The 14948-nt window shown below is 43.8% G+C and carries 15 protein-coding genes; 6 read left to right on the forward strand and 9 right to left on the reverse strand.

What is annotated here, in order from left to right; genetic code table 11:
- Nucleotides 1–8: 8 nt before the first annotated feature.
- On the reverse strand, nt 9–296 hold the full coding sequence (locus tag F0145_RS11630; protein ID WP_150088574.1) for a GNAT family N-acetyltransferase: 288 nt from the start codon (nt 294–296) through the stop codon (nt 9–11).
- Between the two features lie 255 nt (nt 297–551).
- Nucleotides 552–938: a DUF7793 family protein gene (locus F0145_RS11635; RefSeq protein ID WP_150088575.1), complete on the reverse strand. Its 387-nt coding sequence runs from the start codon at nt 936–938 to the stop codon at nt 552–554.
- A 735-nt stretch (nt 939–1673) separates the two neighbouring features.
- Between F0145_RS11635 and radA the strand changes: the two genes are divergently transcribed.
- From radA to F0145_RS11660, 5 genes are all read left to right on the forward strand, one after another.
- Complete coding sequence (radA, locus tag F0145_RS11640; protein ID WP_150088576.1) at nt 1674–3050, forward strand: DNA repair protein RadA; 1377 nt, start codon at nt 1674–1676, stop codon at nt 3048–3050.
- Between the two features lie 630 nt (nt 3051–3680).
- Entirely contained in the window at nt 3681–5069 is a 1389-nt protein-coding gene (locus tag F0145_RS11645) for a TlpA family protein disulfide reductase (protein WP_190277531.1), read from the forward strand.
- Nucleotides 5070–5251: 182 nt separating this feature from the next.
- On the forward strand, nt 5252–6274 hold the full coding sequence (locus F0145_RS11650) for an SPASM domain-containing protein (protein WP_150088578.1): 1023 nt from the start codon (nt 5252–5254) through the stop codon (nt 6272–6274).
- Between the two features lie 14 nt (nt 6275–6288).
- Nucleotides 6289–6723 carry a putative signal transducing protein gene (locus F0145_RS11655; protein WP_150088579.1) on the forward strand — a complete coding sequence of 145 codons (435 nt, stop codon included), beginning with the start codon at nt 6289–6291 and terminating at the stop codon, nt 6721–6723.
- A 6-nt stretch (nt 6724–6729) separates the two neighbouring features.
- Nucleotides 6730–7653 carry a mechanosensitive ion channel family protein gene (locus F0145_RS11660; protein WP_223815994.1) on the forward strand — a complete coding sequence of 308 codons (924 nt, stop codon included), beginning with the start codon at nt 6730–6732 and terminating at the stop codon, nt 7651–7653.
- Between the two features lie 64 nt (nt 7654–7717).
- Here F0145_RS11660 and F0145_RS11665 read toward each other — a convergent pair whose 3' ends face one another.
- The 7 genes from F0145_RS11665 to F0145_RS11695 form a co-directional block, all read right to left on the reverse strand.
- Nucleotides 7718–8056 (reverse strand): hypothetical protein, encoded by a 339-nt coding sequence (locus F0145_RS11665; protein ID WP_150088580.1) that lies wholly within the window; start codon nt 8054–8056, stop codon nt 7718–7720.
- A 480-nt stretch (nt 8057–8536) separates the two neighbouring features.
- Nucleotides 8537–8710, reverse strand: coding sequence for a FeoB-associated Cys-rich membrane protein (locus tag F0145_RS11670; protein ID WP_150088581.1), 174 nt, complete (start codon nt 8708–8710; stop codon nt 8537–8539).
- Nucleotides 8711–8744: 34 nt separating this feature from the next.
- Nucleotides 8745–9551 (reverse strand): inositol monophosphatase family protein, encoded by an 807-nt coding sequence (locus tag F0145_RS11675; RefSeq protein ID WP_150088582.1) that lies wholly within the window; start codon nt 9549–9551, stop codon nt 8745–8747.
- Between the two features lie 19 nt (nt 9552–9570).
- Nucleotides 9571–10818, reverse strand: coding sequence for an Lnb N-terminal periplasmic domain-containing protein (locus F0145_RS11680; RefSeq protein WP_150088583.1), 1248 nt, complete (start codon nt 10816–10818; stop codon nt 9571–9573).
- A gap of 16 nt (nt 10819–10834) precedes the next feature.
- Entirely contained in the window at nt 10835–11524 is a 690-nt protein-coding gene (gene rsmI, locus F0145_RS11685) for a 16S rRNA (cytidine(1402)-2'-O)-methyltransferase (protein ID WP_150088584.1), read from the reverse strand.
- A 127-nt stretch (nt 11525–11651) separates the two neighbouring features.
- Nucleotides 11652–11903 (reverse strand): 4a-hydroxytetrahydrobiopterin dehydratase, encoded by a 252-nt coding sequence (locus tag F0145_RS11690; protein WP_150088585.1) that lies wholly within the window; start codon nt 11901–11903, stop codon nt 11652–11654.
- A gap of 140 nt (nt 11904–12043) precedes the next feature.
- Nucleotides 12044–13753 carry a GH39 family glycosyl hydrolase gene (locus F0145_RS11695; protein WP_150088586.1) on the reverse strand — a complete coding sequence of 570 codons (1710 nt, stop codon included), beginning with the start codon at nt 13751–13753 and terminating at the stop codon, nt 12044–12046.
- A 274-nt stretch (nt 13754–14027) separates the two neighbouring features.
- Between F0145_RS11695 and F0145_RS11700 the strand changes: the two genes are divergently transcribed.
- The gene (locus tag F0145_RS11700; protein WP_150088587.1) at nt 14028–14882 is read left to right on the forward strand and encodes an SDR family oxidoreductase; all 855 of its coding nucleotides are present in this window, start codon (nt 14028–14030) and stop codon (nt 14880–14882) included.
- Nucleotides 14883–14948: the final 66 nt, after the last annotated feature.

Genomic DNA, 14948 nt, shown 5'->3' on the forward strand with positions numbered 1-14948 from the left:
AATATTTATTACAGAAAATTCTTTAAAAGCGGTTGGTACTCTTTGTGCCGCCGCACATAAGTCGATACAGCCGGGCACGAAGCAATTACTTTAAATTTCTGCTCTTTTGCATAATTCAGTCCCGCCTCAATGAGTTGGTTCGCTACGCCTTCGTTCCGGTAATCTTCCGGTACAAACGTATGCTGAAAATCAATTACATCATCTTCGGGCAATGCATACGCTAGTTCTGCCTGGTCGCCTTCTAATTGTGCTGTAAATTCCTGTGCTTCTTTATCGTGTTGTATATTAATATCCATAGGTGTAGTTTGTTACATAGCTACGGATGTACGGCCTTAATCCGGCAGGGTTAATAAATTCTGGATTTTACTAATATTTTAGTGCCGACAACAACTAACGAACAGGACTTAGCAGTAGTGCCATTATTTAACCGAACAGCATTATCTTTTGAGAGAACCTACATAAAGCTGATTTGTGCATCTGCGGTGTGCCCGCTTCCAAGAAGTTACAGTTAACAACTCGTCTATCAATTAAAACCTAGGTCTTACTACTATCTAAGTGTATTGTTGTAACCATTGTTTCGCAGCTTGGTCGTCCGTAAAACTTTTCATCGGAATTGGAGGTGGTTTTAAGGAGAACAGAATATTCATAATAAATTTAGAAAGTCCGGGCTTAGCCACCATGGCCATGGCAGAATAAATAATTGGCAATTGTTCGGTAGAAAACTTGCGTGTTTCTTTATCCGGAACAGGAGAATCAGCTAGGTATATTAATAGAGGAAATCTTCTATTATCTGTAATTTGTTTTACCAAAGCCACATTCCCTCTTATATTTTCAAAGGTGCGTTTAGGGCTTTTAGACAACGAAACTAATATTCCTTCCTCAAACCAATACGTTGCTATTTCTCCGTCAAATATTTGTCTGTCGTTTGGTATTGTCATTTATCTAAAGTTTGATTTTCGTCTGTTTATTTTAACCATTTGCTTTCGCTCCGTTGTATACTTCTGTGCTATGCGTAGAGTTAGCGCAGCGCTCTACGCATTTTTAGGAAAGCCAATCTCCCGATTGGCGTAACTACGCTATAAAGGTAATAATTATCGGTCTTGGTAAGTTTCAGTAATCTCGGGCGTTTCTATACAAATAATGTTAACCCTTCTTCTACTTTTCCTCGGTCTGTGCTCCCACAATCGAAAGTTAGCCACGAATACTTTTACCGAGGGCTGTGGTTAAACGCCAATCAGGAGATTGGCTTTCCGAGTTATGCGTAGAGCGCTGCGCTAACTCTACGCATAACTCACTAAGGCTACGCACAACTGACTTTGCGAAATTACTGGTTTCGCATTCTTACTGAACACTATAAAATAAATAGTATAAAATTTCAGAATCGGCATTAAATTTCTTTTTATAAAAGCCTTACCCAAATTTAGTAGGGAACTGCTAGGGCTGAATAAGCGAATGCCCGATACGCTCAAAACTGGTTTATTTAATTATGTCTCCATCTGCTGGTTAATTAAGCAACTGCCTTTTGAATTACGTGGCTGATTGCTTCAACCACTTTAGGCAAAGAAACCCCCAGTATTCCGTGGGGTTAGAATTGTTAAAAAGGCTAAAAAGCCGTATCTTGTATGGTTTGTAAAGTTTTAACTCACCCCTTTAAACCGGGGTTTATATAATTAATGGCTAAATTAAAAACCTCTTATTTTTGTCAGAATTGCGGGGCGCAGTCGGCGAAGTGGATTGGGCGGTGCCCAGCTTGCGGCGAGTGGAATACTTATGTAGAAGAAGTGCTGCAGCGCGAAGATGTAACTACCGCCGGTTCCTGGAAGTCGTCCAGTTCGTTACAGGTTGCGGCCAAACCCCGCCCCATTGCCGAAATAAGTTACCTCGAAGAATCGCGTATCCAGACGGTTGACCAGGAGCTAAATCGCGTACTGGGCGGCGGTATTGTTCCGGGCTCGATGGTGCTGATTGGTGGGGAGCCGGGTATTGGTAAATCTACCTTAATGCTGCAGATTGCCCTGAGCCTGAAAAATAACCGGGTGCTGTATATTTCGGGCGAGGAAAGCGACCAGCAAATAAAAATGCGGGCCGAGCGCCTCAGTGCCAAACACCCGAACTGCTTTATATTAACCGAAACCGGCACCCAGAATATTTTTAAGCAGATAGAACAACTGCAACCCGATGTGCTGATTGTCGATTCTATCCAGACGCTGCATTCGTCCTTTATTGAGTCTGGGGCCGGCAGTATTTCGCAGGTGCGCGAGTGTACCGCCGAGTTGCTGAAGTACGCCAAAGAAAGCGGCACCCCGGTATTTTTAATCGGGCACATAACCAAAGAAGGTAACCTGGCCGGACCTAAAATATTGGAGCACATGGTAGATACGGTTTTGCAGTTTGAAGGCGACCGGCACATGACTTACCGTATTTTGCGCACCACTAAAAACCGCTTTGGCTCTACCTCCGAATTAGGTATTTACGAAATGCAGGGTACTGGTTTGCGCGAAGTAAGTAATCCTTCTGAAATATTGCTTTCGCAACGCGAAGAAAACTTTAGCGGTATCACCATTGGCGCTACTTTAGAAGGCAACCGGCCTTTGCTCATTGAAGTACAGAGTTTGGTTAGCCCGGCTACATATGGTACGCCCCAGCGGTCTTCTACCGGCTTCGATGCCAAACGCCTGAATATGTTGCTGGCCGTTCTGGAAAAACGAGGCGGGTTTAAGTTGGGTACCCAAGACGTGTTCTTAAATATTGCCGGCGGCTTAAAAATTGAAGACCCAGCTATTGACCTAGCGGTTTGTGCCTCTATCCTTTCTTCTTTTGAAGATATTGCGGTGCCCAATACCACTGCCTTCGCGGCCGAAGTTGGCTTAAGCGGTGAAATACGCGCGGTAAACCGGGTAGACCAGCGTATTGCCGAATCGGAAAAACTGGGTTTCACGGAAATTTATATTTCTAAGTTTAACGTGCGCGGCCTCGACCTGAAGCGCTATGGCATAAAAGTACACGCCGTTAGTAAACTAGATGAAGTAATTAGTGGCTTGTTTGGCTAAGTAAAGCTTAACGCAACACGCAAATTTAAAGCGTAAACGCTTACCTTATATAAAGCTGTTCTGTTAACGGAGCAGCTTTTTTTATGCACTAATATTTATCAAAAAACCTGGAACTGCGCTTAAGGGTAGCTTATAGCGTCATCCTGAGCTTGCCGAAGGATCTATCACAGCATTTAACAGCATTAAAAAATAATAATTTAGCTATTCCGGCCAGCTCAACATAACCGCAATAAATTAAGCGCTTTAACCTACTAATAAGGGTATTGCCCTTTGAAAAGTTATTGTTCTTATATCTAAATATTAAATTGTTTCTATCTAATTATTTAAAGAGTGTTTATCGTCATTTAAGTCCAGCTATAAGTCGTTCAATAAACAAAATTTTTAATCGACTTAAAGCCAGCCCATCTTTGTAATACGCTACGGCAATAAATAGGAATATTGCCAGTAAGCTCCCGAACCACTCCAAACAAGCTGCATTTATATAGTCTTTTTTGATTTAGTAATAAAACAAGGTAAATAGATTTGGTAATATATTGCATCATATAAAGAAAGTTATATTATTTAACTATAAAATGTGCTATGTATTGTATTTTAGACTTATCTTTAAACCGAAAATTATATTTAGTTGGTATGAGAAAACATTTACTCTTTTTTTCTTTTTTGTTGTTAACAAATTTAGCCTGGGCCCAGCGGGCATTATTGGTTGGGAAAGTAACGAAACCAAAAAGTGATAGTATTCAAATAGGCGTAAATCCTAACCCCTTGAGTGCGCAGGAAGCGCAAAGCATTGGTAAGTTAGATGCCACCGGCAGCTTTTCGGTAGAGGTGCCTTTGAAAGATGCTTCGGTAGTTGATTTTGTGTACGAAGACGAAGCTATCAGCTTGTTTCTGCAGCCCGGCGATGAGCTGGAAGCGCGGTTTACCGGCGGTAGCCTCATGAAAAGCCTTAAATTTAAAGGTAAAGGGGCCAACGAGAATAATTTCCTGCTGGCTTATAACCAGAAGTTTCTGGAAAACGAAGATTACCAGGTGCTGCCAGAAAATATTACCCTGAAAGAAAAAAGCTTTGTGGAATTTTTAGATTTCCGGAAAGAAGACCAACTGAATTTCTTTGAAAAATATACTGCTAAAAACCCGGTTTCGGATGCTTTCCGGAATTATATAATGGCAGAAATAGCATATTCTTACGCCAACGACCGGCTTACTTTTAACGAACTGCGGACCAAAGTACTGGGTGGCCCCATTAAATTATCGGACAATTATTACGGCTTTTTTAAAGATGTAAAACTGGATAATGCGCCGGGCGTGAAAAGCCACTCGTATTTAAGCTACTTAAAAAATTATATTCGTTTTCAGGCGACTGCTGCTAACCACCGCCCTGCCGATTTAGATTATTACGAGGCTATTTACAATTTGGCAAAAGAAAAGCTGGCCGGTGAGCCGCGTAATTTGGTATTGGCTAATGTGCTGCACGAATCTATCCGCTATGGTTTTATCCAATACACCAGCCGCATGTTCGATGATTTTGAAAAGCTAAATACCAATAAAGATCTGAATGAGTTTTTAGCGGTTTCCTATAATACCAGCAAAGGCTTTGCTTTGGGTAGCCCCGCCCCCGATTTTAAACTGAAATCCAGCACCGGCCAGGAAATGAGCATGCGCGATTTTAAAGGCAAACTGGTTTATCTGAACTTCTGGAACAGCAAATGCGGTTTGTGCCAGTTAGATGTACCTTACGCCATTGAACTCGAAAAAGAACTGGCCAACGAAAACGTGGTTTTTGTAAATATTGGCATGGATGAAAACGAAGGCTACTGGCGCGATGCCATTGCCCGCCGTAAATTAAAAGGCGTGCAGTTATACGGCGGTAACCAGGAAGCCATCACAAAAGCCTACAAAGTTGCCGATATGCCTTCTTACTTTTTAATTGATACCGACGGTACTTTTATCAGCACCAAAGCCAAACGCCCGAGCAACGCTGGCGCCAAAGAGCAGATTATGCACGCCATGGAGAAATAAATACTCAGAAATTATACTAAATAAATATACTTAAGCCCGGCTGGTTTTTTTAAACCGGCCGGGTTTTGTATTTATAGCTAAGCGTAAAAGTATAATTTGCAAACGGCTACGCTTTATTTGCGGAGTTAATCTTAATTTTAGCTTTATTTTTTCTGGTGGATAACCGCCGCTAATTAATTTGCATGAGAAGTAGCATAACCGATGGGCTTAATTTATTATCGAAACTGACTTTACGCCGGGCGGTAAACGTGGTGCAGGTTACGGGTAGTTATTTGCTCTCGAAAATTACAAAACAGCCGCGTTTCTGGGGCAGCCCTATTAGTATTTCGTTTGAGCCAACCACCAGTTGCAATTTGCGCTGCCCCGAGTGCCCCAGCGGTTTGCGGTCGTTTACGCGCCCCACCGGTATGCTACCCGATAATTTATTTAAGCAAACCATTGATGAGTTGCACCAGCAATTATGGTATTTAATATTTTATTTCCAGGGCGAGCCTTACCTCCATCCTCGTTTTCTGGAACTGGTTAATTATGCCGCCAGCAAAGGTATTTATACGGCTACTTCTACCAATGCCCATTACCTCACCGACGACAACGCCCGCCAAACCGTAGAATCTGGCTTAGACCGCATTATTATTTCGATAGATGGTACTACGCAGGACGTGTACCAGGCTTACCGGGTGGGCGGCCGCCTGGATAAAGTACTGGAAGGTACCCGCAACCTGGTGAAATGGAAAAAAAAGTTAAAATCGAAAAAGCCGTTTATCATATTTCAGTTTTTAGTAGTGCGGCCCAACGAGCACCAGTTAGATGATGTAAAAAATTTGGCGAAAGAACTTGAGGTAGACGATGTATGGTTTAAAACGGCCCAGATTTACGATTATGCGCAAGGCTCGCCCCTGATACCAACCATTGATTATTATTCGAGGTACCAGCAGCAGCCCAACGGCGCTTATACCATTAAAAATAAATTGCTGAACCATTGCTGGAAAATGTGGCACTCCTGCGTTATAACCTGGGATGGGCTGGTGGTACCTTGTTGTTTCGATAAAGATGCCGAACACCGCCTCGGCGATTTAAAAAGCCAGCCTTTTAAGCAATTGTGGCGCGGAACTCCTTACCGGCAATTCCGTAAATCGCTTCTGAAGTCGCGGAGTGAAATAGACATGTGCCGCAATTGTACGCAGGGTACCAAGGTTTGGGGATAGCACGCCACTAAAATATGGACGCAGGAGAAGACAACAATATTGTACTGGTAACAGTGGCTACTTTTCCGGAGGCCATAGAAGCCCATATTTACCGCAACCGCCTCGAAGCCGAAGGAATTCCGAGCGTAATCGCCGATGAAAATATTATTAGCAACCAGCCCTGGCATTCTATTGCTTATGGTGGTGTAAAACTGCGGGTACGCGCCCAGGATCAGGAAAAAGCTTCAGCCTTAATAAATGAAATCAGGCACGGTTTAATAACCGCCACCGATGAATCTGAAGATTACGAAGCGCTCACGTGCCCGGTTTGTAACTCACATAACTTAAAACAAAAACAAATAACGGGTATTTGGCCGTTAATAAAATCTATCTTGTTTCTTTACCCAATGCGTACCCGAATAAAATTAACCTGCTTAAACTGCGGCTATCGGTGGCGGCTCGAAAAATAAGTAATAATGATGCTGGAGATAAACAAAGCTATTAGCCTTTTATACCATAAGCTGGAGTTGTGGGTGCGGCATTTAATATTAATGTTGCCCAACTTGGTAATAGCACTCATGGTGCTGGTTTTTACGTTTGTAGCAGCGCGGATTATTCAGAAAACCACCGAAAAAGTACTGCCCCGCTTTTCGCATAGTGTGGCCCTGAATAATTTGGTGGCTTCTGTGGTTTATACCGCCGCCATCCTAATTGGGATTTTCTTTGTGCTTAGTATTCTGCAACTTGATAAAACGGTAACCTCTTTGCTGGCTGGGGTTGGTATTATTGGTTTGGCCTTAGGTCTGGCTTTTCAGGATATTGCCACCAATTTTATATCGGGGGTAATTATTGCGGTGCGCAAGCCCTTTGGCGTGGGCGATGTAGTAGAATCTAACGATTATTTTGGTACCATTGAGCGGATAAATTTACGTACCATTGATATTAGGCGGGTTACCGGCGAGCTGGTAAAAGTACCTAACCGCAAAGTTTTCGAAAACGTGATGGTAATTTATACCCACTATGGCATCCGGCGGGTAGATGTAAAAGGTGCAGTTTCGTACGGCGAGGATCTAGAGCGCGTGCAGCAAATAGTAAAAGCCGCCGTTGTAAATATCCGGGGCATGGTAGAGCATAAAGACGTGGAAGTGGTGTACGAAGAATTTGGGGAGAGTTCCGTTAATTTTCTGGTGCGGTTCTGGATTCATTACAGCCGGCAATTCGATTATGTATCGGCCCGCAGCGAAGCCATTATTAAAATTAAGAAGTGCTTTGATGAGCATAACATTCAAATTCCGTACCCAATGCGTAAGCTCGATTTTGCTGGTAAAAGCAGCGAAAGGTTGCCGGAACAGTTACAAATATTAAAAGAAGATAATCCTGAAAACGGGCAGGGCAGTTAAAAGAAAAGCGGGAAAATAATATTTAATTTTCCCGCTTTTAAATTTTCAAAGTACGCTTATTAGATTATTTACCGTGGTCATCCACTCGCTTACCTAAGTCTTCTACCTGTACCAAGAAGGCATCTATATCGGCATCGGCCAAAGGACCGTAAGAGTTAGAAATGGTGCCTTTGGTGCCATCGGTGCATTCTAAGGCATATAAAATAGCCATGTCATCGGGGTTGGTTTCTCCTTCAAAACGGTAGAAATTTACAATTTTTACTTCTTCCGGGCTGTAAGTTCTGTCGTTGTCTAAAGAGCAAAGGCGCCCTTCGTCGGTTACCCGAAAATCTTTCGTAAACCCTTCGGCGTTAAGTTTGGCCTCTAATTTAACCTGGGTTGTTAATTCTTCTTTGTCTTGCATAGCAATATATGGTTAGTACGTCTGAATCTAATATAGTATGGCTACTATACGTAAAAACCGGTAAGAGTTCAGCAGAAAACCTAAAAATTTAAGCTTACCGGCAATATTCCAGTTTCTTTAAACGAAAGTGCCGGTATTTGGGATGAATAGATTGGTAAATATTACAGGCAAAAATTATTGCGCAGTTAAGCTTATTTGGGCAAATGCACCCAGTAACAGCTACGCTGTAAAATTTAGGTACCTGTTTAGATTATTAATTGGATAAAATCATTGCTCTTGCTGTGGCGGCACCATAGGCAAGCAGGTTAAGCGCAACCTTGCATTGCCCGGGTGCTTTAGCCCCGGGTTTTAAGAAATATTGGGCACCCCTGACTGAAGTCAGGGGCAATTCAAAGTCAGAGAATTGAGATAAAGTGCATGTAAATAACTGTTTTAAGCAATTATTTAGATTAGAAGAAAAAATAAAGCTGCTACCAGTAATTACTTGCCGGCCGCAGCTTTAACTTGTTTATCTATTTTATTAAAATCGATGGTAGAGCAGGCGCCGCAGCCTTTGGCACAGCCGCTTTTGGCAGTAAAGCTTTTATACACCAGCCGGCCTACGTACAATGCTGCCGCAATAAAAAGTAATAAAATAATTATTTGCTGAATCATGATGCTTTGATAACTCCAGTGGAGAAATAAAAGTTTATTTTTCGGTTTGGTTCCAGTACTCGCCAATCAGGCTGCAGGTTTCGTCGTGTATTAAGCCATTGGTAGCCAGGGTTTCTTTGCCAAAAACCGGGTCGCCGGGGCTGCCGTTAAATTGGCTGACACGCCCGCCGGCTTCCTGTACCAGCAGTATGCCGGCCGCCACATCCCAGGGTTTCAGGTTGTACTCGAAAAAGCCTTCGAACCGGCCGGCCGCTACATAAGCCAGGTCGGCGGCAGCTGAGCCCAGGCGGCGTACCCCGTGCGATTTGCCCATAAAAGCGCCTAACATTTGTAAATATACCTGCAGCAAACCAAAATCGGTATAGGGGTAGCCAGTACACATCAGGCTGTCGCGGAGGTGCTGCACTTTAGTTACTTGTATAGGATTGCCGTTTAAAAAAGCGCCGCCGCCTTTGGTAGCCGAAAAGCATTCGTCTTGGTTTACTTCGTACACCACGCCCAAAACTACTTCGCCGCGCTCCATTAAAGCAATACTTATGCAGAAAATAGGTAAGCCATGAATAAAATTGGTGGTGCCATCGAGCGGGTCGATAATCCAGTTGTAAACATCGTGTTTATCCTGGGCGGTACCTTCTTCGGTAATGTAACCGGCATCCGGAAATACTTCTTTCAGCCCCGCTACAATTTGCTCTTCGGCGGTTTTATCTACATACGATACCAAGTCGTTTACGCCTTTATGTTCTATTTTACTGGGGTCGAAAGATTGGCTCTCGGTCCGGATAAACTGGCCGGTTTTTTTAGTAATGGCAATTACCTGCTCGCGAAGTTGGGTTAAATTCATAAGGTTAATGCTGAATAAATTATTTGTACGGGTTAGCTCCTTTCCGGAGTTTTGGCGCCGCTTTGGCAATATACCAGGCCCGCAGGGCCAGCATTATTACGATGGGCAATACGGCCGGGTGAAAATCCTGGGGAAATATTTTCCAGATTAAAGCAATTAAAACCAGTAAAACGGAAAAAACCAGGAAATAATTTTTAACAAACGGTGATAATTGGCGGCCTAATAACATAAATGCCAGAGGCAAGTGTAATGGAAAAGCCCACAACAAATTTAAATTATTCCCGAAAGTCTGGTGATCGGTGCCAAACCACAAAAAGGTTAATAATATTCCCAAAAGCCCAGCCAAACCAAAAAGCAATACATCTATTCCGTGACGAGCTACTTTTTTTCTTATCTGTAAAAATGTAATAACTGCTACCATCGCGCACAAGATCCAGAAAAATATAGTTGGGGTAAATTTAGTGGGAGTAGCTGACGATGCAGGGGCTTTATACACCTGTTGCACCCGGCTTACCAAAGGTCGGCCTGCTGCTGCTTGGCCACCAGCCTGCGCTGGCTTGATTAACGCTGTTACCTGGGCCGGTGCAAAGCCTTCCATTAAAAAATCAGGTAAAAACATTTGCTGCAGCGGAGTAGCCAGTTTATCGGCGGGTAGGCCCATGAGTAAATCAATGCCTAAATCTACCCAAGGGTGCGGACGCTGATAAATATCTACTAGTTGCCGGAAAGTGGGGGCTTCTGGCTGCGGCTTGTGTTTAAAGTTTAAATTATTGCCTATGCCGTTCATAAACACATCGCGGATGCGGGTAGCACAGTTGTCGTAGAAAAAATCGTAAAAATATGCCCGGTTTTGCGGTAAATAATTGGTTTCCAGTAAAGCAAAAACCCTCTGTTTTTCAGTGGGGCTTAGGTCAAAAACCTGCTCGTAAACCGACCGGTTCTCCTGAATGGCGCCTTGCTTCAGGTTTTCGTAATAATTCATGGAGAGGTTATAAGGCAACTTACCCCGGATAAATTTTACGTAAAAATTAGAGGTGTTAAAATCGAAGGTGCCGTAGTTAAAAACAATATCCAGGGCCATGGTTGGGTCGTAAATCCGAATGGCACTGTGCCCATACATAGAATAAAGTTCTTCGCCCGGCGAAACCGTAATTAAACTTATTTGGGCCTGCGGCGATAAATCCAGGGCTTTGGCCGGATGAAGCAGGCTCAGGAAGAAGCAAAAAGTAAGACAGATGAAGGTATAGCAAAGTGCCTTAATGCGCATAGATACTGTTGGTTTTTTAATTATCGGTACCTTCTACCACAATTACAAACTCGCCTTTAATGGCTTTTTGCTCAAAAGCTGCGAGCACTTCGGTAAGGGTGCCGGTAATGGTTTCTTCAAATAATTTGGTTAGTTCCCGCGATACTGATACCCGCCGTTCCGGACCTAAATATTCGCTAAACTGGGTAAGCGTTTTTAGCAGGCGGTGCGGCGATTCGTAAAATATCATGGTCCGTGTTTCGGTAGCCAATTGTTGCAAACGCGTTTGGCGGCCCTTTTTCTGCGGCAGAAAACCTTCAAATGTAAAACGCTCGGCGCTGAAGCCTGATTTTAGCAAAGCCGGTACAAAGGCTGTAGGGCCAGGTAAACACTCAAATTTAATATTATGCCGCAAGCATTCACGTACGAGTAAAAAGCCGGGGTCCGAAATACCCGGCGTACCGGCATCCGAAACCAAAGCCATTTTTTCGCCTTTGGCTAAACGCTCTATCAGGTGGGCTACGGCTTTGTGTTCGTTGTGCAAATGGTGGCTGTGCATGCGTTTATCAATGCCCAGGTGGTGCAGCAACTTGCCGCTGGTACGGGTATCTTCGGCCAATACCGTATCTACTTCCTTTAACACCCGAATAGCCCGCAAGGTAATATCTTCCAGGTTACCGATGGGCGTGGGCACTAAATATAAACGGGTTTCCTCGTCTGCTGACATGGCTCAAAGTTAAATAATTAAGTCAAGAGAAAATAATTAGCCGGCACCGGATATCTGGATAATCTATTTCCCCGGAGGGTTACTTTATCCCACCGGATTGTTGAATAAATTGAGTTGGTAAAATAGATTAATTCTTTAAAGTGTATTTGGCGGCTATTTGGTCGATGGATTCGGCCAGCCGGTGGTCGCGGATGGTTACGGTGTTGCCGGCATCGTGTGTGTATAATTCTATATCTACTTTATTATACACATTGGCCCACCACGGATGATGATCTATTTTCTCCGCTACTTCGGCTACTTCGGTCATAAAGGCAAATGCTTCTTTAAAATTCCTGAAGGTAAAAGAACGCTTCAGTTTATTATCTTCTTCCTGCCACATTTTATTAGTTGTTTATAGTTCTAAACCACAATAATTTTAACCAAAATAAAGGAGCTCTGACCAATAATAATATACTTTATGGCAGCTGCCACTCACATAATTTTCAACCTTTAATTTTTAATAAATAACCGTTAACTTACTTACCAATCTAATTTTAGTAAAGAAACTCCCTGGTGGGGCAACGACATATTTAGAGCTAACGAACCGTTTTTTGTTTTATGTTTTTTAGGCTTGCCCAATGTTTGTAGTTGTCCGGCTTTTTCGAGTTGCGCAATTTGTTCAGAGGTAGGATTTTGCGGTGAACCCATTTTTTGCCAAACTGTGTAAGAATTGCTGTGTTCCTGATCGATGCGGTAATGGGTGAGCGTTACTTTTTTAGCGGGGATATCCTTAATATTTATTGTTACGGGTACGGCCGGTGTGGCCACATCCAGGTCATGGTAGTTCCAAACCATTACCGCGGCAGTATTGGCACCTTTACTGGCTAAGGCATTTACATCGGGTTGCGGCCCTCTTATGCTCTGGTCGCGTACGGCTAAATAATCGTAAGCTAAATTCCCGCTCACCCCTACCCTGTTGCCTTGCATCATGCCAAACATCCGGAACACATTCAGTACTGGCTTATCTACGCCGTTGGTGGCTAAATCGCGAAAGCCGTAAAACCAGGGCTGGTTTTCAAACTCAAAAGACCACGATACGGCACCTTTAAAATTAATGCCAAAATGATCGGCCAACGCATATTTGCGGGCAAAAGAAGCGGCGGTGTAGCTGGCGTACATGGTACCGTTACGGTAAGCATTTTCGGGGTTGGTTTGCATGCCGCAAGCTGCGCAGCCTTCCGGGTCCGATTCGCCGATAATAATAGGTAACTGCTTTAACTCCGGGTAAGAAGCTACTATTTCAAAACCTTTAGAAATATCGCGCAACTGCCGGCCCATATCCATGCGTACCCGGCCATCTACCAGGCGCGGCGCTCCTTTGGCGTGGTAAGCAATAAAATCGAGGGGGCTGCCTTTCTGGCCGGTTACGTAATTGGTGCCCCGCACGCAATGTTCTAAAAAGGTTTGCAGAAACTTAGCGCCCCGGTTACCGGCCGGCCCGGTTACGTGCGGCCCGCCTATTTTAGCCGTAGGTAAAGCCCGTTTTACCGCATCAGCCGAATAATCGTAGAGCTTGCAATATTCTTCTACGGTGCCTGACCAGTACGGGCTATCGGGTTCGTTCCATAGTTCCCAATACCAGGTTTCTACTTTTTCTTTGCCGTAACGTTCTACGGAGTGCTGTACCCAGGCATAAATTAAATCGGCCCACTTTTTATAGTCTTTGGGTGGGTAAGTCCAGCCAGTATATATTTTTTCGTAGGGTTGGCCGGGTTGCCAGGTATGCCGGTAAGGTTGCGGTTTAGTAGATAAAGCTTCGGGCATAAAGCCTAATTGGGCCAGTGGCCGCATACCCCGCTCTACGTACGTATCCATTATTTTGTCAACAATCGTCCAGTTATAAACCGGATTGCCGTTCTGGTCTTCGGTGTAAGCATTGGTAGAACCCCACTTTAAACCAGGTGTACCATCGCCGGAAGTAAGTAAATTATGTGCCCGTACGTATACCGGCACCGGACTTAAAGCTGCCAGTTCCGAGAGCAGTTTTTTGCCATCTTTCATGTAGGTGTAATTGGGTTCATCGTACCCAAACCACGCCCAAACCGGGTCTAGCTTACCTTTTTCCTGCGCTAAATTTACTTCTATGGTAACAGGTTCTGGATTTGCCTGATTGTTTTGGCTTTGGCTCCAGCCGCTAAATGGACAGGCCGCTAGTAATATTATACAACAAAGCAGAAGTGTTTTCTTCATTACAAAAACATGGTTACGGGTAGCGCTTTTTATGCTGCCACCGGGTACAAAGCAGGGCATTATTATAATTAGGTATTTCTTAATTTCAGGCTCTAAAATTTAATAAGGTAAGCTACTAAAAGAAATTTATAAAACAAGATTGGGTGCAAACCGCCTTATTCCGGAAATATTTAAGCATTATTTCGGATAAATTCAGGCTTAAACAAAACCAGTGGTTTAGATGGTCGTATAGAAAACCCTTTTAACCGACCAACCCTCAACCCATTACCAAGCTATGGAAAATAAACCAACGTCGGTGCCCGACCAGCATCAGGCCGAGCAACCGGGGAAAGAGCACAAAATGAATCCAGAGCCGGAAATTATCCGGCAATCGTACAAAGGAAGCAATAAGCTAGAAGGTAAAGTTGCCCTGATTACCGGCGGCGATAGCGGTATTGGCCGGGCAGTAGCCGTACATTTTGCCCGCGAAGGAGCCGATGTAGCTATTGTGTACCTAAATGAGGACAAAGATGCCCAGGATACTAAAAAAATGGTGGAAGCCGAAGGTCGGAAATGTTTATTATTGCCCGGCGACCTGCGCGATGAACAGTTTTGTAAGCAGTTGGTACAGCAAGCCGTAGATGAGCTAGGCAGTTTAAATATTGTGGTTAACAACGCGGCCGAACAACACGAAAAGGAAAACCTGGAAGAAATAACCGGGGAGCAATTAGAAAAAACTTTCCGGACCAATATTTTCTCTTTCTTTTTTGTAACGCAAGCGGCTTTAAAACATCTGCAAAAAGGCGATGTTATCATAAATTCTACTTCGGTTACTTCTTTCCGGGGCAGCAGCCATCTAATGGATTATTCGGCTACAAAAGGCGCCATTACTACTTTTACGCGTTCGCTTTCGCAAAACCTGGCCAGCAAAGGCATTCGGGTAAATGCCGTGGCTCCAGGCCCCATCTGGACACCCCTGATTCCGGCTACGCTGGAAAATGTAGAAGATTTTGGCAAAAATACGCCATTGGGGCGCATGGGGCAGCCGTCTGAAGTAGCGCCGGCCTATGTTTTTCTGGCTAGCGAAGATGCCTCTTACGTTACTGGCCAGGTAATACATGTAAACGGCGGCGAATTAGTAGCAGGGTAAAAAATTAAACCCCAATAGCCTAAATTGAGTAAAAAACAGAAATTACGATTCTCGTGTATTTATAAA

This window comes from Adhaeribacter rhizoryzae, from assembly GCF_008629685.1.
GTDB classification, from domain to species: Bacteria; Bacteroidota; Bacteroidia; order Cytophagales; family Hymenobacteraceae; genus Adhaeribacter; species Adhaeribacter rhizoryzae.

What these genes read in the sequence shown, in the direction of transcription:
- F0145_RS11695 (WP_150088586.1), bottom strand. Translation starts at nt 13,753, where the DNA reads ATGAAGAAAACACTTCTGCTTTGTTGTATAATATTACTAGCGGCCTGT.
- F0145_RS11675 (WP_150088582.1), bottom strand. Translation starts at nt 9,551, where the DNA reads ATGAATTTAACCCAACTTCGCGAGCAGGTAATTGCCATTACTAAAAAA.
- F0145_RS11655 (WP_150088579.1), top strand. Translation starts at nt 6,289, where the DNA reads ATGGACGCAGGAGAAGACAACAATATTGTACTGGTAACAGTGGCTACT.
- F0145_RS11670 (WP_150088581.1), bottom strand. Translation starts at nt 8,710, where the DNA reads ATGATTCAGCAAATAATTATTTTATTACTTTTTATTGCGGCAGCATTG.
- F0145_RS11680 (WP_150088583.1), bottom strand. Translation starts at nt 10,818, where the DNA reads ATGCGCATTAAGGCACTTTGCTATACCTTCATCTGTCTTACTTTTTGC.
- F0145_RS11630 (WP_150088574.1), bottom strand. Translation starts at nt 296, where the DNA reads ATGGATATTAATATACAACACGATAAAGAAGCACAGGAATTTACAGCA.
- F0145_RS11690 (WP_150088585.1), bottom strand. Translation starts at nt 11,903, where the DNA reads ATGTGGCAGGAAGAAGATAATAAACTGAAGCGTTCTTTTACCTTCAGG.
- F0145_RS11635 (WP_150088575.1), bottom strand. Translation starts at nt 938, where the DNA reads ATGACAATACCAAACGACAGACAAATATTTGACGGAGAAATAGCAACG.
- F0145_RS11665 (WP_150088580.1), bottom strand. Translation starts at nt 8,056, where the DNA reads ATGCAAGACAAAGAAGAATTAACAACCCAGGTTAAATTAGAGGCCAAA.
- rsmI (WP_150088584.1), bottom strand. Translation starts at nt 11,524, where the DNA reads ATGTCAGCAGACGAGGAAACCCGTTTATATTTAGTGCCCACGCCCATC.
- radA (WP_150088576.1), top strand. Translation starts at nt 1,674, where the DNA reads ATGGCTAAATTAAAAACCTCTTATTTTTGTCAGAATTGCGGGGCGCAG.
- F0145_RS11660 (WP_223815994.1), top strand. Translation starts at nt 6,730, where the DNA reads ATGATGCTGGAGATAAACAAAGCTATTAGCCTTTTATACCATAAGCTG.
- F0145_RS11645 (WP_190277531.1), top strand. Translation starts at nt 3,681, where the DNA reads ATGAGAAAACATTTACTCTTTTTTTCTTTTTTGTTGTTAACAAATTTA.
- F0145_RS11650 (WP_150088578.1), top strand. Translation starts at nt 5,252, where the DNA reads ATGAGAAGTAGCATAACCGATGGGCTTAATTTATTATCGAAACTGACT.
- F0145_RS11700 (WP_150088587.1), top strand. Translation starts at nt 14,028, where the DNA reads ATGGAAAATAAACCAACGTCGGTGCCCGACCAGCATCAGGCCGAGCAA.